The 18,974-nt window shown below is 66.8% G+C and carries 19 protein-coding genes; 15 read left to right on the top strand and 4 right to left on the bottom strand.

What is annotated here, in order from left to right:
* The first annotated feature begins 37 nt into the window (after positions 1 to 37).
* The 5 genes from CR156_RS09490 to CR156_RS09470 all read left to right on the top strand — a co-directional run bounded on the left by CR156_RS09490 (position 38) and on the right by CR156_RS09470 (position 5,157).
* Positions 38 to 1,822, top strand: a complete 1,785-nt coding sequence (locus CR156_RS09490) for a DUF2341 domain-containing protein (protein WP_100552661.1) — start codon at positions 38 to 40, stop codon at positions 1,820 to 1,822.
* 10 nt (positions 1,823 to 1,832) lie between these two features.
* The gene (locus CR156_RS09485; RefSeq protein WP_100552660.1) at positions 1,833 to 2,246 is read left to right on the top strand and encodes an ExbD/TolR family protein; all 414 of its coding nucleotides are present in this window, start codon (positions 1,833 to 1,835) and stop codon (positions 2,244 to 2,246) included.
* Between the two features lie 3 nt (positions 2,247 to 2,249).
* Positions 2,250 to 2,948 carry a cell envelope integrity protein TolA gene (locus tag CR156_RS09480; protein WP_100552659.1) on the top strand — a complete coding sequence of 233 codons (699 nt, stop codon included), beginning with the start codon at positions 2,250 to 2,252 and terminating at the stop codon, positions 2,946 to 2,948.
* A gap of 42 nt (positions 2,949 to 2,990) precedes the next feature.
* The gene (locus CR156_RS09475) at positions 2,991 to 4,730 is read left to right on the top strand and encodes a putative porin (protein WP_100552658.1); all 1,740 of its coding nucleotides are present in this window, start codon (positions 2,991 to 2,993) and stop codon (positions 4,728 to 4,730) included.
* Positions 4,731 to 4,827: 97 nt separating this feature from the next.
* Positions 4,828 to 5,157 (top strand): hypothetical protein, encoded by a 330-nt coding sequence (locus tag CR156_RS09470; RefSeq protein ID WP_089235815.1) that lies wholly within the window; start codon positions 4,828 to 4,830, stop codon positions 5,155 to 5,157.
* 34 nt (positions 5,158 to 5,191) lie between these two features.
* On the opposite strand, the gene CR156_RS09465 is transcribed toward CR156_RS09470, so the two are convergent.
* The 4 genes from CR156_RS09465 to CR156_RS09450 all read right to left on the bottom strand — a co-directional run bounded on the left by CR156_RS09465 (position 5,192) and on the right by CR156_RS09450 (position 8,010).
* Positions 5,192 to 5,590, bottom strand: a complete 399-nt coding sequence (locus CR156_RS09465; protein ID WP_025874386.1) for an OsmC family protein — start codon at positions 5,588 to 5,590, stop codon at positions 5,192 to 5,194.
* A gap of 80 nt (positions 5,591 to 5,670) precedes the next feature.
* On the bottom strand, positions 5,671 to 6,312 hold the full coding sequence (locus CR156_RS09460; RefSeq protein WP_100552657.1) for a hydrolase: 642 nt from the start codon (positions 6,310 to 6,312) through the stop codon (positions 5,671 to 5,673).
* Between the two features lie 80 nt (positions 6,313 to 6,392).
* Positions 6,393 to 7,073 carry a hydrolase gene (locus tag CR156_RS09455; protein WP_100552656.1) on the bottom strand — a complete coding sequence of 227 codons (681 nt, stop codon included), beginning with the start codon at positions 7,071 to 7,073 and terminating at the stop codon, positions 6,393 to 6,395.
* A gap of 70 nt (positions 7,074 to 7,143) precedes the next feature.
* The gene (locus CR156_RS09450) at positions 7,144 to 8,010 is read right to left on the bottom strand and encodes a pirin family protein (RefSeq protein ID WP_100465561.1); all 867 of its coding nucleotides are present in this window, start codon (positions 8,008 to 8,010) and stop codon (positions 7,144 to 7,146) included.
* A 150-nt stretch (positions 8,011 to 8,160) separates the two neighbouring features.
* Here CR156_RS09450 and CR156_RS09445 point away from each other — a divergent pair, with 150 nt between their 5' ends.
* The 10 genes from CR156_RS09445 (at position 8,161) to CR156_RS09400 (ending at position 18,956) form a co-directional block, all read left to right on the top strand.
* Entirely contained in the window at positions 8,161 to 9,087 is a 927-nt protein-coding gene (locus CR156_RS09445) for a LysR family transcriptional regulator (protein ID WP_100552655.1), read from the top strand.
* 173 nt (positions 9,088 to 9,260) lie between these two features.
* Positions 9,261 to 9,764 carry an RNA polymerase sigma factor gene (locus CR156_RS09440; protein ID WP_100552654.1) on the top strand — a complete coding sequence of 168 codons (504 nt, stop codon included), beginning with the start codon at positions 9,261 to 9,263 and terminating at the stop codon, positions 9,762 to 9,764.
* 82 nt (positions 9,765 to 9,846) lie between these two features.
* Entirely contained in the window at positions 9,847 to 10,800 is a 954-nt protein-coding gene (locus CR156_RS09435) for a FecR family protein (protein WP_100552653.1), read from the top strand.
* Positions 10,801 to 11,073: 273 nt separating this feature from the next.
* On the top strand, positions 11,074 to 14,184 hold the full coding sequence (locus tag CR156_RS09430) for a TonB-dependent receptor (protein ID WP_100552652.1): 3,111 nt from the start codon (positions 11,074 to 11,076) through the stop codon (positions 14,182 to 14,184).
* Positions 14,185 to 14,239: 55 nt separating this feature from the next.
* Positions 14,240 to 15,004, top strand: coding sequence for a Slam-dependent surface lipoprotein (locus CR156_RS09425; protein ID WP_100552651.1), 765 nt, complete (start codon positions 14,240 to 14,242; stop codon positions 15,002 to 15,004).
* A 90-nt stretch (positions 15,005 to 15,094) separates the two neighbouring features.
* On the top strand, positions 15,095 to 16,555 hold the full coding sequence (locus CR156_RS09420) for a porin family protein (RefSeq protein ID WP_100552650.1): 1,461 nt from the start codon (positions 15,095 to 15,097) through the stop codon (positions 16,553 to 16,555).
* Between the two features lie 96 nt (positions 16,556 to 16,651).
* Positions 16,652 to 16,993, top strand: coding sequence for a type II toxin-antitoxin system prevent-host-death family antitoxin (locus CR156_RS09415; RefSeq protein ID WP_089235803.1), 342 nt, complete (start codon positions 16,652 to 16,654; stop codon positions 16,991 to 16,993).
* A gap of 3 nt (positions 16,994 to 16,996) precedes the next feature.
* On the top strand, positions 16,997 to 17,650 hold the full coding sequence (locus CR156_RS09410) for a hypothetical protein (protein ID WP_100552649.1): 654 nt from the start codon (positions 16,997 to 16,999) through the stop codon (positions 17,648 to 17,650).
* 35 nt (positions 17,651 to 17,685) lie between these two features.
* A complete protein-coding gene (locus tag CR156_RS09405; protein ID WP_100552648.1) occupies positions 17,686 to 18,318 on the top strand; it encodes a hypothetical protein in 633 nt (210 codons plus the stop codon).
* A gap of 38 nt (positions 18,319 to 18,356) precedes the next feature.
* Positions 18,357 to 18,956, top strand: coding sequence for a hypothetical protein (locus CR156_RS09400; RefSeq protein ID WP_100552647.1), 600 nt, complete (start codon positions 18,357 to 18,359; stop codon positions 18,954 to 18,956).
* Positions 18,957 to 18,974: the final 18 nt, after the last annotated feature.

The raw sequence follows: 18,974 nt of genomic DNA, 5'->3' as shown, positions 1-18,974 counted from the left end.
CCCTTCCCTTGAGATGCGTTCTCCGGAGACCTTTTGCATGGACCGTCTGCTTTCCCGAATGTTGCTGCTGCTGGCTGCGCTGATCGCGCTGCCCGCCGCCGCGGCCGATGCCAACTGGTGGCAGGCCGAATGGAAGTACCGCAAGCCGATCACCGTCGACGCCGGCCCACAGGGCGCAGGGTTGGCCGGCAATCCCGGACGTACCCCGCTGCTGCTGCGCCTGCATACCGGAAACTTCGGGTTTGATGGCACCCAGGAGGGTGGCAACGACCTGCGTTTCGTTTCTGCCGACGGTCGCACCGTGCTGGCCCATCAGATCGAGCAGTTCGACCCGAACCTGGGCCTGGCCCTGGTATGGGTGGACGTTCCGGCGCTGACCGCCAGCGCGCCGCAGACGATCTGGATGTACTACGGCAACGCGAAAGCACCGGCCAGCGGCAATGGCCAGCAGGTGTTCGATCCGGACTACACGCTGGTCTACCACTTTGCCGAAGCCAATGCGCCGGCGCGTGATACCACGGCCTACGGCAACACGGCCGGTGCGGTAGTGCCTGCGGCGGAAAGCACGGTGATCGGGCGTGGCGTGCAGCTGGGCGCGGGTCCGCTGCCGCTGCCGGCCAGCGCTTCGCTGGCACAGGAAGCGGGCGCGCCGCTCACCGTTTCTGCCTGGATCAAACCGGGCGCGCAGACCACCGCGCAGGCGATCTACGCCCGGCGCGATGGCACCGCCGAGCTGGTGGTGGGCATCGACAACCGCGTGCCTTTCGTGCAGCTCAATGGTCAGCGCAGCACGCCGGCACAACCGATCCCGGAAGGACAGTGGGCGCATCTCGCGCTTACCGCCGAGAAGGGGTCGCTGCAGCTGTATCTGAACGGTCGCGTGGTGGCCCAGCTCAGTGGTGAATTGCCGGCACTGACCACCGCTGCGGTGGTGGGTGCCGATGCACCGGGTGCGACGCAGCCGCTGGCCAACTTCGATGGTGCGCTGGATGAACTGCGGATCTCACGCGTGGCGCGCCCGGCGGCGCTGCTGCTGGCCGATGCCACCGCGCAGGGAGCCGATTCGCGCCTGATCAGCTACGGTGCTGACGAGCAATCGGCCGGACAGAGCCACTTCGCCTTCATCCTCAAGGCGATGCCGTTCGACGCCTGGGTGGTGGTGGCCATCCTCGGCCTGATGATGCTGTTGTCATGGGCGATCATGATCGCCAAGAGCCGCCATTTCGGCCGTACCAGCAAGGCCAATGCAGTGTTCACCGAGAGCTTCAGCAAGCTCTCCGGCGTGCCGCTGCGCACCTTGTCCGAGATGGACCGGCAGGGCAAGGTGCCGGCGGCGATGCACGACGGCTCGCTGTGGCGCATCTACCAGGTGGCCATCGATGAAATGCAGCAGCGCCATCAGCGCGACGGCAACTCCGGCTATCTGAGCGCGGCCACCATCGCCGCCATCCGCGCGTCGATGGACGCGGTGATGGTGCGCGAACAGGAGGCGATGGCGCGGCGCATGAACTGGCTGTCGACCACCATCGAGGGTGCACCGTATGTGGGTCTGTTCGGCACCGTGATCGGCATCATGCTGGTGTTCGTGGTGGCGGCGATGGCCGGTGCGGTGGACATCAACTCGGTGGCCCCGGGCATGGCCGCAGCGCTGCTGTGTACCGCCGCCGGCCTGGGCGTCGCGATCCCGGCACTGTTCGGCTACAACTGGCTGGGTGCACGCGCCGAAGCGATCGGCGCCGACATGGCGGTGTTCGTCGACGAGTTCGCCGCCCGCCTGGCCGAAGAGCAGGACGGGCGCGGCCCGGCCGCGGTCCAGGGCTGAGGGACCGGCCATGGCCTACAAGGCGAAGTTCGGCATCAAGAAACGCGAGAAGGGCATCAACGTGACGCCCTTCGTCGACGTGCTGCTGGTGGTGCTGGTGATCTTCATCCTGACCAGCAACGCCTCCATTCCCGGCATCGAGGTCAACCTGCCGAAGGCCAGCAACAGCACCGCACTTGAGAAGCCCAAGACCAAGGCGATCACCATCGACCCCAGCGGCCAGTTATTCCTGGACGCCTACCCGGTGACGATGGCCGAGCTGGAGGACCGCCTGCGTACCGAACGCGCGACGTCGCCGGATTTCCCGGTGATCGTGCGCGGTGATGCGCAGGTGCAGTACGCGCGCGTGGTCGAGGTGCTGGATCTGCTGCGGCGGCTGGAGCTGGCCCAGGTCGGCCTGGTCACCGGCAAGGCGCAGGGCTGAGGCATGGCCGGCCATCGACCACCCCTGCAGGAGCCTGGTACGCGCGGACGCCAGTTGCTGGTGACGATCGCGCTGGTGCTGGCGGCGCTGCTGGTACTGGGTGTTGCCCTGTGGTGGCTGCTGTTCAAGGACACCGCAAGCACGCGCCGGCCGGTGGTGCAGCCGCCGATGTTGGCATTGCCCCCACCGCCGCCGCCACCGCCGCCACCGGAAAAACCGCCCGAGCCGGAGACGCCGCCGGAAGAGACCGTGCCTGAGCCGGAACCGCTGGACCAGCCAACGCCGGCCGAAGAGCCGACGCCGACGCCGGACAACGCCGACCCGGTGACCATGGACGCCGATGCGCAGGCCGGCGGAGACAGCTTCGGCATCCAGTCGGGCAGCGGCGGTGGTTCGTCGGGTGTGGGCCGTGGCGGTGCCGGCAATGCCAGCTATGGCCGCTACCTGGGCTATCTGATGCAACAGGCGATCTCGCGCGATGCGCGGGTCAAGCGCCTGGCCTTCCAGCTGCAGGTGAATGTGTGGCTGGCGCCGGATGGCCGGCTGGAGAAGGTCGAACTGGTGCGTGGCAGCGGCAACGAGGAGGCCGACGTGGCCGTGCTCGATGCGCTGCGGCAGATCGGCAAAGTCGACCAGATGCCACCGGCGTCGCTGGATTTCCCCGCGCGCGTGCTGATCCAGGGGCGCCGCCCCGGCGCTTGACCGATGACTTCCGTGATTTCCCTTCTTTCGATGAGAACCGTGATGAACGACCACGACCGCGCTCGAACCGCATCCCGCCGCCCGCGGCCGGCCCGACGGGCGCTGCTGTGCTGCGCCGTACTGCTCAGCCTGGCCGTGCCGGCCAGTGCAATGGCTGCCGAAACCACCATGGTCAAGCTGATCAAGGGGTTGATTGCCAGTGGCGCGCTCAAGCCCGAAGACGGCCAGGCCCTGCTGGTTCAGGCCGAAGCAGAGGCGGCGGCTGCGCAGCGCGGCACCGCGGGCAGCGCAGCCAACAGCGGGGGCGTGGCGCTGGAAGCCGGCGACGTGCGTGTGCCGTACGTGCCGCAGAGCGTGCGTGATGGCATCCGCGATGAAGTACGCCAGGATGTGATGGCGCAGGCCAAAGCCGAGGGCTGGGCCGCGCCGAACGAAGTGGCCGAGTGGACCAAGCGCATCAAGGTCAGCGGTGACATGCGTGTGCGCAGCGAGTCGCGCTTCTACTCCGAGCGCAACAGCGACATCGAAACCAACTGGGCCTCGGTGAATGCGGGCAGCGGTTTCGATACCAACAACAACACCAACCTGCAGCTGCCGCCGCTGCTCAACACCCGCCAGGACCGCCGCAACCTGTGGCGCATCCGTGCACGGCTGGGCATCGAAGCGATGATCGGCGAGCACACCACCGCAGGCGTGCGCCTGGCCAGTGGCAGCAGCAACGGGCCGGTGTCCACCACCGAACAGCTTGGCGGCGGCCTGGGCAAGAAGGACGTGTGGCTGGACCAGGCATGGCTGGCCTACAGCCCGGCCGACTGGGTGACGGTGCGCGGCGGACGCTTCGGCAATCCGTTCTGGACCAGCGACACGCTGTTCTCCAACGACCTGAACTTCGATGGCCTGGCGGCCAATCTCAGGTACGACATCGCTGACGACGTCGGCCTGTTCGGCAACCTGGCGGTGGTGCCGTTGGAGTACACCTCCGACAGCGCTCCCAGCCAGAGCCGGGTGAAGACGCCCAACGAGAACAAGTGGCTGTCCGGTGCACAGGTGGGGGTGAACTGGCGCTTCAACGATGACAACAGCCTGCGTGCAGCGCTGGGCTACTACGATTTCAAGAACATCAGTGGACGCCTGTCGTCGCCGTGCGCGCTGTACGCAGGTGCGGTCGGGTGCGATACCGACTGGTCGCGGCCGGCGTTCATGCAGAAGGGCAACACCCTGATGCTGATCCGCGACATCGCCCGCAATCCGCTGGATCCGGCCAATACGCCCACGCCGCAGTACGTGGGCCTTGCCTCGGCATTCCGCCTGGCGACCTTCAACCTGCGCTGGGATACACAGCTTGCGCAGGACATCGGCATGCGCCTGGACGCGGACTACATCCGCAACCTGGCCTATGACAAGCAGGCCATGTTCGCCCGGGCCAACAACGGCATCGTCAACAACTACGGCGCCGGTGGCAGTGCCAGCATCGACACCTTCCGCAGCGGCGACACCGCCTGGATGCTGCAGGCGACCTTCGGCGCCACCGAGCTGAAGGAGAAGGGCCAGTGGCAGGCCCTGCTGGGCTACAAGCGGATCGAGGCCGATGCGCTGCCTGACGCCTACAACGATCCGAACTTCCACCTCGGCGGTACCAATGCGCGCGGCTACTACGTCGGCGGCGCCTATGCGTTGGATGCGCGCAGCTGGATCAGCGGCAAGTGGATGGCGGCCAAGGAAGTGTCGGGTCCACCGTTGTCGATCGACGTGTTCCAGCTGGAGTTCAACACCGGTTTCTGATCGGACAGCGTGATCGCAGTCACGACACGCGTGGCGGGGGCGCGGCGACGCGCCCGTCTAAGGAAGGAAGACCACGCGTTGCACAAAGGAGGAGTGGATGAGCCGTCGCAAGCTGTTCGAGAGTTCCGAGCCCGCCGCACAGACACTGGGCATCGGGCCGGCCTATGTCTCGGTGGAGGGGTTGCGCCAGCACCTGGCCGAATTCCTGCTGTATGCAGGGCGCCCGGTCGTCATCATGCGCGGGCGAAGCGAGGTCGGCTATTTCCTGCCGGCACGCTGCTGGCGCCAGCGTGAGGATGATCCGCTGGCTGCCGCTGCCGCCGATCAACTGCTGGATGCCGCCGGCTTCCAGGCCGAGGACATCCAGCAGGTCGAACAGGAGTTCAACGCCATGCGCCAGCGCACCGTGCTGCACTCCCGGCGTTGAAGGGTCAGTAGATCCACGCCATGCGTGGATGCGCTTATGCTGCCGCCCCGCGCTCGCTGGTGATCCGTGCACCCTCGCGCATCACCAGCGTCACCGGGGTCTTTTCCACCACCTCCAGCAGGCGCTGCCACTGCGCATCACTCAGCTCGGCGGTGGCATGCAGCACGCGGTGCACGTGGAAACGCCCGTCCGCATCGCGTTCGGAACGCAGCTCGGCGTGGAACTCGCCCAGCTCCCAGCCCTTGCGCTGGGCATACATGCGCAGGGTGATGGCGGTACACGCGGCCAGCGAGGCCAGGTACAGGTCGAACGGGGCAAAGCCCTTGCCCTGGCCACCGAGCGAGGCGGGCTCATCGGCCGCGACATCGAAATGGCCGTTGCTGATGTGGTGCAGGTAGTTGTCGGCGGTCGAAACAATGCGTGCGTAGGCCATGGGAATCCCCGGTTGTAGAGCCGAACCATGCCCGGCTGCAGGAAAAGGCGGCGCCAGCCGGAGCCGGGGCCGCCACGGAATCACTCCGTACGATCGTACGAGAACTGGATTCCGGCCGTACCACCGGTTTCGATGAAGAGGTTCATGAAGGCCGGCACCGTCTCCGCCCGTGCCCAGTCGCGCTGCAGTTCACAGAACAGCTGCGTCACGCTGATCAACTGGCCACCGGCCTGCTCGATGCGGCGCAGCGCGGCATCGTGCGCGGCCAGCGAGGTGCCGCCCACCGCATCGACCACCACGTAGACTTCATAGCCTTCCTTCAGCGCATCCAGGGCGGGGAAGGTGAGGCAGGCTTCGGTCCACAGCGCGGTCATGATCAGTTTCCTGCGGCCGGTCGCTGCCACCGCCTTGCGGAACTCGACGTCTTCCCAGGAATTGATGGTGGTGCGGTCGTAGGTCGGGTAGTCGCCCAGCACCTTGCGCAACTGCGGGATCGGCGGCTTGTTCAGGCCGGTCTGCACGTTCACGGTTGAATGCACGATCGGCAGGCCGTAGGCAACCGCCGCCTTGGCGGTGCCGACAATGTTGTTGACCAGCAGCTGGCGGTCCATCGAGGCGATGGAGTTCACCTGTACCGGCTGGTAGTCGATGATGATGAAGGCGGAATTCTGCGGCGTCAGCAGGTGGTCGCTGACGGGGTCACGGATCGGTTCACTGGCCATGAGGGTGTCCTGGTCGGGGTTGGCTTGCGGTGGAGCCGGCGGTGTGCCGGCAGGCGGGAATCGCCTTGGACGCAGTGGGCTCAGCTACGCTGCGAATCCAGCGGCTCGTGGTGCTTCTGCACGTCCTGCGCCTTCTGGTAGCTCTCGATCAGCAGCTGGTAGTTGGGGAAGATCTGCGTGTAGATCGCCGCCCACTGCTGGGCGTCCTCGCGGTTCCAGGTGCGCTGGATTTCCGAGGCAACCGCAGCGGTATCCATCGGCACCACGCCGGCCTGCACCACGCGCGCCAGGGTGATTTCCTCGGCCATCTTCGAATAGGTGCCGGAGGCATCGACCACCGCGAACACCTGGTAGCCGTCGGCGACGGCGGCAATCGAGGGGAAGGCCATGCATACGCTGGTGATGGTGCCGGCGATGATGAGCTGTTTGCGGCCGGTGGCCTTCACCGCGGCGACGAACTCGGGGTTGTCCCATGCATTGATCTCGCCGCGGCGCGCCACGTACTGCGCATGCGGTGCGGCGTCATGGATCTCCGGGATCAGCGGGCCGTTCGGTCCCTGCGGTACCGACGCGGTAGTGATCACCGGCATCTTCGCCAGCGTGGCCATCTTCGCCAGGGCGGTGGCGTGCGCACGTACGGAGGTGAACGGCATGTCACCGATGGTCTGGAACAGGCCGCTCTGGTGGTCGATCAGCAGCATCGCGGCGTTGTCCGGGTCGATCACCGGGCGGGCGCCGTTGAAGTTGGCGGGGGTACTCATGGTCAGTTTCCTGGGGAGGGGGCGAAGGCCCGGAATGCGGCGGGCGGGTTGCCCGCCGCAATGCACTGCATCAGTGCGCGATCTGGCCGAAGCGGCCGCCGTTGAAGTCGTTGACGGCCTGGCTGATCTCGGCCTGGGTGTTCATCACGAACGGCCCATAGCCCACCACCGGCTCGTCGATCGGTTCGCCGCTGAGCAGCAGCACGGTGGCGTCGCTGTCGGCATCGATGAACACGTCTTCGCCGCTGCGGTCGAAGGTCACCAGCTGTGCTTCGCCGACTGCCTGGCCGCCGTTGATCCGCACCGTTCCCTTCAACACCACCAGCGCCAGGGTGCGGCCATCGGCCACCGGCAGCTCGGCGTGCTGGCCCTGCAGCAGGCGGATGTCCCACACGTCCATGGGGGTATGGGTACGTGCCGGTCCAGCATGGCCATCGAATGCGCCGGCGATGACGCGTACGCGGCCGGCACCGTCGGCCAGGGCCACCGAAGGAATCTGCGCATCGAGCAGGGTCTGGTAGCCCGGCGCACCCATCTTGTCCTTGGCCGGCAGGTTCACCCACAGCTGCACCATGTCCAGCGTGCCGCCGCGCTTGCTGAATTCCGGCGTGTGGAATTCCTCGTGGAGGATGCCGGAGGCAGCGGTCATCCACTGCACGTCACCCGGGCCGATGGTGCCGCCGGCGCCGGTCGAGTCGCGATGGGCGACTTCGCCTTCGTAGACGATGGTGACGGTCTCGAAGCCGCGATGCGGATGCTGGCCGACCCCGCGCGGGGTTTCGCTGGGCGGGAAGCTGTACGGTCCGGCGTAGTCCAGCAGCAGGAACGGGCTCAGGTGCTGGCCATGGGTGTTGTAGGAGAACATCGAACGGGCAGGAAAGCCGTCGCCCACCCAGTGCGGGCGGGGGGCGCTGTAGGTACCGGTGACACGCTTCATGGCGATCTCCTGACCGGGGCAATCGGTCGCTGTTTTTCGTTGCGGAGACGATATCGCCGTGACAATGGGCCCGGTAGTCGGCAGAATTTGCCGTCATAGTCCTATTTTGTGAACGATGAAGGCCCGGCAAGGGCCGCAGGAGATCGTCCCGTGTTCATCGCCGACATCCGCCGCTGCGACCTCAACGACCTGTTCTATTTCGCCATGGTGGTCGAGCACGGCGGCTTCTCGCAGGCAGGGCGCGCACTGGCCATGCCCAAGTCCAAGCTCAGCCGCCGCATTGCCCTGCTGGAGGAACGGCTGGGTGTGCGCCTGATCCAACGTTCCACCCGCCGCTTTTCGGTCACCGAGATCGGCCAGGACTACTACCGGCACTGCAAGGCGATGCTGGTGGAGGCCGAAGCAGCCGAGGAGGCCATCGCGCTGTCACGCGCCGAGCCGCGAGGCGTGCTGCGGCTGGCCTGTCCGATCGCACTGCTGCACGCGCGCATTGGCGGCATGCTGGCTGACTTCCTGGCCCTGCATCCGCAGGTGACCCTGCAGCTGGATGCCACCAACCGGCGCGTGGACGTGGTGGGAGAGGGCGTGGACGTGGCCATCCGCGTGCGCCCGCCACCGCTGGAGGACAGCGATCTGGTGGTGCGCGTGCTGGCCCGTCGCATCTGGTGTACCGCTGCCAGCCCGGCCCTGCTCAAGCAGATGGGTACGCCGAAAGTGCCTGCCGATCTGGCGATGATGCCCACCGTGGACCTGGCATCGCCGGCCCAGATGCATGTCTGGGAGTACGCTGGGCCAGAGGAGGTCCAGGCCAGCGTGCACCACCGCCCGCGGCTGGTCAGCGATGACATGATCGCGCTGCGCAGTGCGGCGGTGGCCGGTGTCGGCGTGCTGATGCTGCCGCGGATGATGATCACCGACGAACTGGCCAGCGGCGCGCTGGTGCCGATCCTGCCGCAGTGGCAACCCAGGCACGGCATCGTGCATGCCGTGTTCCCCTCGCGGCGCGGCCTGCTGCCGGCAGTGCGCGCGTTGATCGACTACCTGGCCGAGCGCTTCGATGCGCTGCAGGAACCGTAGGCACCACATCCACGCATGGCGTGGATCTACTGGACCTGTCGTCGCCTGGTAGATCCACGCCATGCGTGGATGCTGTGCGGAACTTCGCTTGCCGCGCATCGCTGCGCGGCCCACAATCCACGTACGGACCGTCGCCATCACGCCCATCATTCCCCGGTCCGGCCTTGGCACTTATGTCTCCCAATGCCCTGGCGCTGATCGAGCTGTTGATCCGCGAGCGCCGTGCGTTGTCCCGCTTCATTGCCCGCTACCTCGACCCGGCCAGTACCGAAGACACCCTGCAGAACCTTTATCTGAAGGCCAGCAGCGTGCCCGGCGACCCGCCGATCCTGGAACCGCGCGGGTATCTGTACCGCATGGCCTACCACCACGCGCTTAACCGCAGCCAGGCCGACGCGCGCGAACGGCGGGCGATGGCGGAGTACGCCAGCGACCTGGCCGATGCCAGCAATGATGGCGAGGCGCAGGTGTTGGACCAGGCCCAGCTGCGCGAGATCAGCCAGACCATCCTGGCGCTGCCGCCACAGGTGCGCGAGTGCTTCGTGCTCAACCGCTACCTGGGCCTGAGCGAGCGCGAGATCGCGGTGCGTCTGGGTATTTCCAAGAGCGTGGTGGGCAAGTACGTGCTGCGCGCAGCCCTGCTCATCCAGCAGCACCAGCGGGGAAGCCGCGCATGACCTGCATGTGCCGTGGGCAGATGCCGCTCACCGTTGTCTCAACTGTAAGGCGCACCCGTTGGTGGTGCCGCGGGCGACAATCATGACTACGTCCATACCCTCGCCGCGTCAGGCCAGGCAGGCGTTGCGCTGGGTGATACGGTGCAATGCGGGCCGGTTGCCGGAGCGCCAGCAACGCGCCCTGCAGCGCTGGCTGCAGGCCGATCCCCGGCATGCTGATGCCTGGCGCCAGCAGCAGGCCTTCTGGCAAGGCTTGGATGCCGCCGGCCCGGATGTCCTGGCTGCGCTTCCGGAACTGACCGCCGAACCCGCGCTGCGGCCGCTGCAGCCGCGTCGTCGGCTGCCTAGGCTGCTGGCCAGTGCGGCGGTGCTGCTGCTTTCGGTGACGGTGGCGCCGCACGCGTGGCTGCTGGTCCGCAGCGATGTGCGCAGCGGCAACGCGCCGCGCACGGTGCAGCTGCAGGATGGCAGCACTGCCATATTGGATGCAGGCAGCGCGCTGGCGCTTGATTTCAGCGCCGGCCAGCGCCGCCTGCAGTTGCTGCGTGGCAGCGCCTGGTTCCAGGTCGCGCACGAAGCACGACCGTTCCGGGTGGAGGCCGGTGGCGGCGAGATCCGTGACATCGGCACGGCATTCAGCGTTGCGTTGCAGGATGCCGTGGTGACCACCGAGGTCAGCCAGGGCGAAGTGGAGATCAGGCCAGGTCATGTCGCTGCGCAGCGGCTGCAGGCCGGGCAGGCACGCGCGTTCCGTGATGGCCGCTGGCTGCAGCCGCTGCAGCTGACCGATGTGGAGGCCATCGCACCGTGGCGGCGCAGCGAGATCGTCATTGATGATCTGCCTGCGCAACAGGCGATCGAGCGCCTTGCCCGCTATCGGCGTGCGCCGGTCTGGGTTCTGCGCGGGCAGGGCGCGCAGGTGGCGGTGAGCGGCCTGTTCCACCTGCAGCAGCCGGATGCGGCGATTGCCGCCGTGGCCCAGCAGGCCGGCCTGCGCAGCCAGCGCCTGCCGGGCGGCGCGTTGTTGCTGTGGTGATGTCGAGGGGTGGCGGATGGGCCCATCCACGCATGGCGTGGATCTACTGCGTGAATCGGGTTCATCCACGCATGGCGTGGATTTACCAAGAGCCCGGGTAGATCCACGCCATGCGTGGATGATCTGCCGATCAACCAAAAAAACCGTGGGCAGATCCGGCCCCCCCTTGTCTCTAGTGGTATAGCCAGAGCGAAACCGCGTTTCTTCTCAAGCCAACCGAGCCGCGTGCACCCGATGTGCGCACGGTACCGCCACCTTGAGGAGTCACCGTTCATGCCGTTCCCGGCATCCGCCCGTCATCGCCGCGCCACCGTCCTCGCCCTGGCCATCGCCACGGCACTGGTTCCCTTCGCTTGGGTGCCGACCGCCCGCGCCCAGGCCGCTACTGCCTCCGTGCGCACGTATGCCATTCCCGAACAGGCCTTGGCCGACGCAGTGCGCAGCTTCGGCCGCCAGTCGCAGGTGCAGGTGGTGTTCCGCAGCGATCTGGTGGAAGGGCGGCGCTCGCGTGCAGTGCAGGGCCAGTACAGCCCCACCGAGGCGCTGGACCAGTTGCTGCAGGGCAGTGGCCTGCGCGCGCAGCAGGAGCCGGGCGGCACCTGGACCCTGCAGGCCGCCGCCGCTGACGGCGGGGTGGTGGTCACCGATACGCTGAAAGTGGGCGGGCGCCTGCAGGCCGACGGCGGCGAAACACGTGATCGTTGGGGATACGACGACGTGTTCGCGCTCGACCTGAGCACGGCCTATTCCGGGCGTGACCGGGTGGAGCGCTATCGCGGCGCCAACCCGGCCGACGTGGTCAAGGACCTGGTCGGTGTGTTCAGCGGCGACGCCCGCAACAGCGGCGCGCTGGACCTCAACATCCGCGGCATCCAGGGGCCGGGGCGGGTGCCGGTCAGCATCGACGGTGGCGAGCAGGCGCTGACCGTATGGCGGGGCTACAACGGCGTCAGCAACCGCAACTACATCGATCCCAACCTGATTGGTGGCATCCAGGTCATCAAGGGGCCAGCGTTGGTGCGCGATGTACACAGCGGTATCGGCGGAGCGATGGTCATCAAGACCCTCGACGTCGACGACATCGTGCCGGCCGGTGAGCGCTTCGGCGGGGAGCTGAAGATCGAAGGCAGCAGCAATGCGGTGTCACCGCGCCTGCCACGGCTGCACACCGGCGAGGACTACCGCACGGTGGAGGGTTTCCCGCAGCAGTCGCCGAACTCGCCCTATGCTGACCGCACCCTGGTGGTGCCGGTGAAATCGCGCAGCGGTGACAACCCGTTCGATGGCGATGACCAGGCCTGGCGGCTGGCGCTGGGCTGGCGCGGTGAGCGGGTGGACGTGATGGCGGCCTACGCGTGGCGCAAGCGCGGCAACTATTTCTCGGGCAGCAAGGGCAGTGCCTACTACGATCAGGACCCGCGCGAGCAGTACGAATACCAGGGCATCGATTACATCACCACGCTGGCGCGCTACTTCAAGCCGGGTGATGAAGTCCCCAACACGTCCAGCGAACAGGAGTCGTGGCTGCTGAAGGCCACCTGGCAGATCAGCGATGACCAGCAGCTCAAGGCCACCTGGCGGCACACGCTTTCGCACTACGGCGAGATCATGCCTTCGCGCATCCTGTCCGCGCCGGATTACGGGCGCATCCAGTGGCCGCTCAGCCGGGTCGATTCCGATGCCTGGAACCTGGAGTACCGCTGGCAGCCGGCCGGCAGCCGTTGGCTCGACCTGCGCGCCAACCTGTGGCGGACCGAAACCAACAGCGATACCTACACCGCCGGTGGTTTCCCCAACTTCGCCTCGGGCAACCCCGATTGGGACCCCAGCCGCAGCCCGATCCTGCGCAACACCGCACTGGCCAATGCCCGCAACGACCGGACCGGGTTGACCCTGAGCAACCGCTTCGGCCTGCATTCCACGCTTGACCTGACCGTGGGGGGCAACTGGCAGTATGAAAAACTGGGGTCGGGAGACCCGTACTTCGGCGTCAGTGATGGCTGGCGCATGTACCCGCGCGCGGGCCGTCGCCAGGAAGGCGAGGGCTACCTCACGCTGGAGTGGCGGCCGGTCGATTTCCTCACCCTCAATGCCGGCGTGCGCTACAGCCGCTACTGGGCCTTTGATGACTTCCTCGGCGAGCATCCTGAACTGCTGACCCGCGGGGTGGGCGGCAAACAGGCGAGCTACCGGGTCAACGAGCTGCCGGAGCGCCCAGCCAGCGTGCAGGCGCAGGTGGATTCGCTCGAAGCCGAGCGCGCCTTCTGGGAGAGCATCGGCATGGGCTGGTTCGTCGACGATGCGATCCGTGGCCTGCTGCAGAGTTACCAGACGCCACAGCCGGTGGAGCACACCATCGCCTGGCTGCCCGATGCCGACGGCAACTACTCCCGTGCCACCAATCCGTGCCTCAATGGCGAAGTGGCCGCCATCCCCGGCGCGCTGCCGCTGTTCCCCGGCAGCGACCAGGTCTGCAGCATCCGCAACACAGTGCAGTCGCGGCCGGTGGATGGACGCAATACCCGCCGTCGCGACCATGCCTGGCTGCCCACCTTCTCGGCAACGGTAAACCTGTCGCCGGCCGCGCGCATCTACCTGCGCTACAGCGAGGCGGTGCGCTTCCCGAGCATGTTCGAGAGCACCATTGCCTTCTCCAGCAGCCTCAATCCGCTGTACGCGCTCAAGCCCGAGCACGCCTACAACTACGAGCTGGGCTATGTACACAATCTGTCCGCGCTGTTCGGCGGCACCGCCGATGCCGACGTCAAGTTGGCCTACTACGTGCACAAGACGCGCGATGTGATCGAGCGCGACGCCTACTTCCTGTTCGACAACATCGACAAGCAGACCATCCGTGGCATCGAACTGCAGGCGCGCTTCGACAATCGACGCTTTTTCAGCGACCTGGGTATCGCGCGCACGCTGGAAAACGAGGTGTGCGACGAGAGCAGCGCGGTGCTGCTCGACGCCAACCGCGGGCTGGTGCCGAACTGTGTACAGGACGGTTTCGTGGGCGGCTACCTGCTGACCCAGGCGATTCCCAAGCTGTCGGTGAATCTGTCACTGGGCACGCGCCTGTTCGATGAGCGGCTGGAACTGGGCAGCCGCATCGTGCACTACCGGCGTCACGACAACCCCGACCTGCAGGTCTACCGCGATCGTCTGCTGGCAGGTGGCAGCAGCCTGCTCTGGCAGAACGTGCCGTTCACCTGGGGAAACATCACCACCGTGGATGCCTATGCGCGCTGGCGCTTCAACGACCACGCCAGCGTTGAACTGGTCGGCAGCAATCTCGGCAACCGCTATTACGTCGACCCGGCCACGCGCTCCACGCTGCCGGCGCCGGGTCGCACCGTCAAGCTTGCGCTCACTGCGCGCTTCTGAGTTTCACCGTTGCAAGCGTTGTACCTGTAGTTCCCTCAATCCAAGGAGTTTTTCCATGAAAATGATCTCCCATTCCCTGCTTGCCGTCGCCGCCAGCCTGGCCCTGGCCGGTGCCGCCCACGCTGCCGATATCGTCGGTGCGGCCAGCGCCGTCACCGATCCGCAGTTGAACGTCAACGTCGGCGAATCGCAGGTCAATGGTGGCCCGCACTCGGCAGGCAAGGCCGGTATTGGCGTCGGCACCGTCTCGGGTGGCACGCGTGTGGACTTCCAGGGCTTGAGCGCCTACTCGGCACCCACGGTCATCAACGGCACCACCGTGCGCACCCTCGCCATGCCGATCACCGGTACCCCGGGCAGCCACGCCGGCATGGGCCACTTCAACTTCGTCAAGGTCGGTAGCGGCGATGTCTGGTTCGGCGAATGGTCCAAGGATGGCGCGGCTGGCGGCTTCAACAACCGCCAGGTCTACTTCGCCGGTGACCGCGCGGGCACCACGCTGCCGGCAGGCGTGGCCACCTACGCCGTCGCAGGCCTCAACAAGTTCAACGGCAGCAACCTGCTCAGCGGTACCTTCCGCGCTGACTTCGGCACCGGCCGCCTCAACGGCGCGCTGGCCGGCTCGGGCCTGACCGTGGCCGTGGCTGCATCGATCAACAGCGCCAACGCGTCGTTCGCCGGTTCGGCCACGGCCAACGGTACGGTTGCCGGCACTAGCCAGGGCCAGTTCTTCGGCGCCAACGCCGCCACCCTGGCCGGCATCGCCACCTTCGCCGGCAACAGCCAGTACGACACCGCCTTCGGCGGCAGCAAGAACTGATCGCCACGCCCCTGACGGGGCAGGGCAGGGACAAGCCGCGATCCGCCAGTCCCTGCTTCGGCCCGCGATAGTGCTTCAACCGGATCGAACATGCGCCACCTTCTCTTTCTTGTCGTCCTGCTGCTGGCATGGCCGCTCAATGATGCCCGCGCCCAGCAGGATGACCTGCGCCGCGTGCTCGAACAGGGCAGCGAGCTGCGTCATCAGCAGCAGGACCAGCAACGCCTGCGCCAGGCCGAGCGCGAGCGGCCGACCATCACCCTCGACGGCCAGCAGTACCGCGTGGAGCGCACTGTCGACGACCTCGGCCAGGCGCTCTATCTCTCGCTGCAGCATCAGCAATGGCAGGCCGTGGCCGCCTTCCTGGCCGAGTACATCGAACTGCCCGGCCATGATCCGCTGCTGCGCCACTACGCGCAGGGCGCGCTGGCGCGGGTGGCTGGACAGCACGGCAATGCCGCCGCCGAATACGAGGCCGTGCTCGCCGCGCAGCCGGACTTCCTGCCGGCGCGGCTGGAACTGGCACGTGTCTACGCCGAAGACCAGCGCGACCGCGATGCCATCGTCCTGTTCGAGGCGATCGCAGCCGGTATCGATGGCGACGATCCGGCAACAGCGGGCGTGCGTACGCGGGTGGACGGCTACCTGCAGGCCCTGCAGGCGCGCCAGCGCTGGAAGGGTGGGATCGCCGCTGGCCCGGCCTGGAGCGACAACATCAACCGCAGCTCTGCCAGCCGTACCTGCCTGTTCGGTGACGGCACCACCTGTTTCATCGAACGCCGGTTGCCCGATGCACAGGCAGCATTCGGCCTGGACTACGACGCCAGCCTGGAACGGCGCCTGCCGTTGGCCGGCCACCATGGGCTGTACCTGCGCGGGCTGGCGTTCGGCCAGGCGTGGCGCGGGCACAGCGACTACAACGAGCTCAATGCCAGCGTGCAGGCCGGCTACAGCTGGCGCAGCGCACGGCATACCGTGCTGCTGGCGCCCAGCTACGATTATCAGGGGTTGGGCAACCATGCGCTGCAGGGCGGTGCCGGCGTGCATGGCGAATGGCAGTTCGCCGCCGATGCGCGCAGCCTGCTGAAGCTGGAAGCCGACTGGAAACGCCAGCGCTATCGACAGCCGGGGTTGGCCAGCAACTACGACGGTGAACTGGCGGCGATCTATGCCACCTGGTTCCGCGCGCTCAACCCACGCTGGACGGTGTTTGCCGGGGTCGACCTGAGTGACAGCAGTGCCGCTGATCCGGCCAATGGCTACCGGCAACGCGGCCTGCGCCTGGGCGCAGCACGCCAGTGGAGCGGCACCACGGCCACCGTGTTCGTGTCGCTGCGTGAGCGTGACTACGATGCCTGGAGCCCGTTGCTGGAAGCGCGTCGGCAGGACAGCGAGCAGAACCTGATCGCCATCGTGCGCAGCGAGCGCCTGGCCGTGGCCGGGCTGGTGCCCAGCCTGAGCCTGCGTTACGCGCGCATCGACAGCAACGTGGACTGGCTGTACAGCCACGATCGCAGCCTGCTGAGCCTGAAATGGGAGCGGGCGTTCTGAGCCGTCGACCGGATCTGTAGGGCGGGAGGGTCCATTTATCCCCAATTTGGCCAAATTGGGTATAGTGGCCTCATATCCTTCCGCTGGAGCCGTGCCATGACCCTCCCGCTCGACCTGCCCGGCCTCGACAAGGCCCCGGCATCCTCAGTCAAGACCCGTGGCTGGCCCAGCCTGATGCGTACCGTGCGCGAGAAGCAGGCGCTGGTCATCACCAACCACAACCACCCCGAAGCGGTGATCGTGGACATCAAGACCTACCAGGAGCTGCTGGCCAGGGCCAGCGGCAGTGACACCGAAGAGCGCAGCGACGTGCTCTCGCGCCTGCGTACCGAGTTCGACCAGGCGCTGGCCGGGCTGCAGCAGGGTGAGGGGCTGGGCAAGGTGATGGGCAAGCCGATCCGCCGCGGCCACAAGGTCGCGCTCGGCCGTCCGCTCTGACTCATGGGGCGGATCCTGGCGTTGGCCGGCGTCAACGGCGCCGGCAAGAGTTCGCTGCTCGGTACCTGGCTGGAGGCCGACGGCCTGGGCTGGTACAACCCGGACAGCTTCACCCGGCGGCTGGTGGAGGCGGGCTGGCCGTTGGCCGAAGCCAACGCTGAAGCGTGGCAGGAAGGCGCACGACGGCTGCGCCAGGCGATCGCCGACGGCAGCGATTTTGCCTTTGAAACCACCTTGGGCGGCAACACCATTCCGCGTCTGTTGCGCGAGGCCTGCAGCCAGCACGACGTGGCGATCTGGTTCTGCGGGTTGGCCACCGTCGAACTGCATGTGGCCCGCGTGGCCGCCCGCGTTGCTGGCGGCGGCCACGACATTCCGCAGGACAAGATCCGCGCACGCTTCGATTCCGCGCGCGAGAACCTGTTGGCGCTGATGCCGCACCTGGCCGAACTGCATGTGTATGACAACAGCGCGCCAGCCGATCGCTATGGGCGTGTTGCCCCCTTGCCGGTGCTGGCGCTGGATCGCCAGGGCCTGCAGTATCCGGTGTCGGTGGTGGAGCTGCTGCACACCCCGGACTGGGCCAAGCCCATCGTCATGCGCGCGATGGAACTGCATGCCGACAGCACGCCGCTTGCCGGCCCGCCTGTGCGATGATCCGACTCCGCAGATTCAGTGATCGAGGAACAGGGATGTACGAGCGGAAGCACTGGCAGGCCATCGGCCTGCGCGCGCTGGTGGCGGCCATGGCATTGACGGTGGCGGCACCGCTGCTTGCCCAGAATGCAACGCCGGCCGACGCCAAGGATGAAGCGAAGAGCGAGGCGAAGAACGAGCCGATGAGCTACGACAAGGCACGTCGTACCGCCGAGGCCTCCCTGCGTCTGCACCCCGGCACCGACAGCCAGTACGATTACCGTCCGCTGTGGGCCGGCAATGCCGACCTCGATGGCGATGGCCGCCCGGAAATCGTTTATCTCTACACCGCGACCCAGACCGGCAGCGCGATGCAGCTCAACGAACTGGTGGTGATGACCCCGCTGGCCGAAGGCGATGCGCGGGGCCAGACCGCATCACCGGGCAAATCCGCCTATGACGACGAAACCTACGCGTTGATCCGCGCGTCCGGCTACGCCGATGACGCTGCCGTGCACATTCCCGGCGACATGGAAACGATCACCATGGACGGCGACCGTATCCGCGTCACCTTCAACAGCACCCGCAACTCGAAGCTGTGCGTGCGTGGCAAGGTGACCTGCCCACCGGAAGGCCAGCATGCCTGGGTGTACCGCTGGACCCCGGGCAAGCTGACCCGCGCCGAGTAATCGCGTTACCGGCTGCACCATTCACCAAGGAGAACACCATGCACGGACCTGCATTTTCCCGTTCCATCCTGCTGCCTTCCGCATTCGCACTTTGCACGCTGGTCGGTTGTGCCCCGGTGTTTGCGGCATCGAAGGCATCGCCACCGAGCCTGGTACAGGCGTTCAACGCAGCCGAGGCCTCGCTGCGCCTGATCCCTGGCGATGACATCGAGAGTGATTTCCGCCCGGTGTGGACGGCCGTTGCCGATCTGGACGGTGATGGTCGTGCGGAGGTCATCTATCTCTATACGTCGACCTATACCGGTGGCTCGTTCGCACAGAGCAATGTGGTGGCCGTGATGACTGCACTGGCAGCAGATGATCCTCGGGGCAAGGAAAACCCCAAGAGCCTGTCGCCTGTGGAGGCAGAGGACTTCGCCGCCATCCGCGCGTCAGGTTATGGCGATGATGCGGGCGAGCAGATTCCGGGTGCCGTGCATTCCATCAAGATCGAAGGTGACCGCATCATCGTCGCGTTCAAGGTCGTTGCCGGTGCGAGCACCTGCGATGTCGTGGGCTACAAGCATGTCTGCCCACCGGATGGCGACTATGTCTGGACCCTGCGCTGGACGCCGGGCAAGCTGACCCGCGCCGAGTAATCGCGTTACCGGCAGCGC

The organism is Stenotrophomonas lactitubi (assembly GCF_002803515.1).
Taxonomy (GTDB): Bacteria; Pseudomonadota; Gammaproteobacteria; order Xanthomonadales; family Xanthomonadaceae; genus Stenotrophomonas; species Stenotrophomonas lactitubi.
The sequence above is the reverse complement of the archived record's forward strand: the minus strand, read 5'-3'. Positions and strand labels throughout refer to the sequence as shown.

Bases quoted from the DNA above. Each gene is read 5' to 3' on its own strand.
- CR156_RS09465 (WP_025874386.1), bottom strand. From the start codon at position 5,590: ATGGCCTACGCACGCATTGTTTCGACCGCCGACAACTACCTGCACCAC.
- CR156_RS09425 (WP_100552651.1), top strand. From the start codon at position 14,240: ATGAAAATGATCTCCCATTCCCTGCTTGCCGTCGCCGCCAGCCTGGCC.
- CR156_RS09480 (WP_100552659.1), top strand. From the start codon at position 2,250: ATGGCCGGCCATCGACCACCCCTGCAGGAGCCTGGTACGCGCGGACGC.
- CR156_RS09475 (WP_100552658.1), top strand. From the start codon at position 2,991: ATGAACGACCACGACCGCGCTCGAACCGCATCCCGCCGCCCGCGGCCG.
- CR156_RS09450 (WP_100465561.1), bottom strand. From the start codon at position 8,010: ATGAAGCGTGTCACCGGTACCTACAGCGCCCCCCGCCCGCACTGGGTG.
- CR156_RS09440 (WP_100552654.1), top strand. From the start codon at position 9,261: ATGTCTCCCAATGCCCTGGCGCTGATCGAGCTGTTGATCCGCGAGCGC.
- CR156_RS09460 (WP_100552657.1), bottom strand. From the start codon at position 6,312: ATGGCCAGTGAACCGATCCGTGACCCCGTCAGCGACCACCTGCTGACG.
- CR156_RS09415 (WP_089235803.1), top strand. From the start codon at position 16,652: ATGACCCTCCCGCTCGACCTGCCCGGCCTCGACAAGGCCCCGGCATCC.
- CR156_RS09405 (WP_100552648.1), top strand. From the start codon at position 17,686: ATGTACGAGCGGAAGCACTGGCAGGCCATCGGCCTGCGCGCGCTGGTG.
- CR156_RS09420 (WP_100552650.1), top strand. From the start codon at position 15,095: ATGCGCCACCTTCTCTTTCTTGTCGTCCTGCTGCTGGCATGGCCGCTC.
- CR156_RS09470 (WP_089235815.1), top strand. From the start codon at position 4,828: ATGAGCCGTCGCAAGCTGTTCGAGAGTTCCGAGCCCGCCGCACAGACA.
- CR156_RS09485 (WP_100552660.1), top strand. From the start codon at position 1,833: ATGGCCTACAAGGCGAAGTTCGGCATCAAGAAACGCGAGAAGGGCATC.
- CR156_RS09455 (WP_100552656.1), bottom strand. From the start codon at position 7,073: ATGAGTACCCCCGCCAACTTCAACGGCGCCCGCCCGGTGATCGACCCG.
- CR156_RS09490 (WP_100552661.1), top strand. From the start codon at position 38: ATGGACCGTCTGCTTTCCCGAATGTTGCTGCTGCTGGCTGCGCTGATC.
- CR156_RS09400 (WP_100552647.1), top strand. From the start codon at position 18,357: ATGCACGGACCTGCATTTTCCCGTTCCATCCTGCTGCCTTCCGCATTC.
- CR156_RS09410 (WP_100552649.1), top strand. From the start codon at position 16,997: ATGGGGCGGATCCTGGCGTTGGCCGGCGTCAACGGCGCCGGCAAGAGT.
- CR156_RS09435 (WP_100552653.1), top strand. From the start codon at position 9,847: ATGACTACGTCCATACCCTCGCCGCGTCAGGCCAGGCAGGCGTTGCGC.
- CR156_RS09430 (WP_100552652.1), top strand. From the start codon at position 11,074: ATGCCGTTCCCGGCATCCGCCCGTCATCGCCGCGCCACCGTCCTCGCC.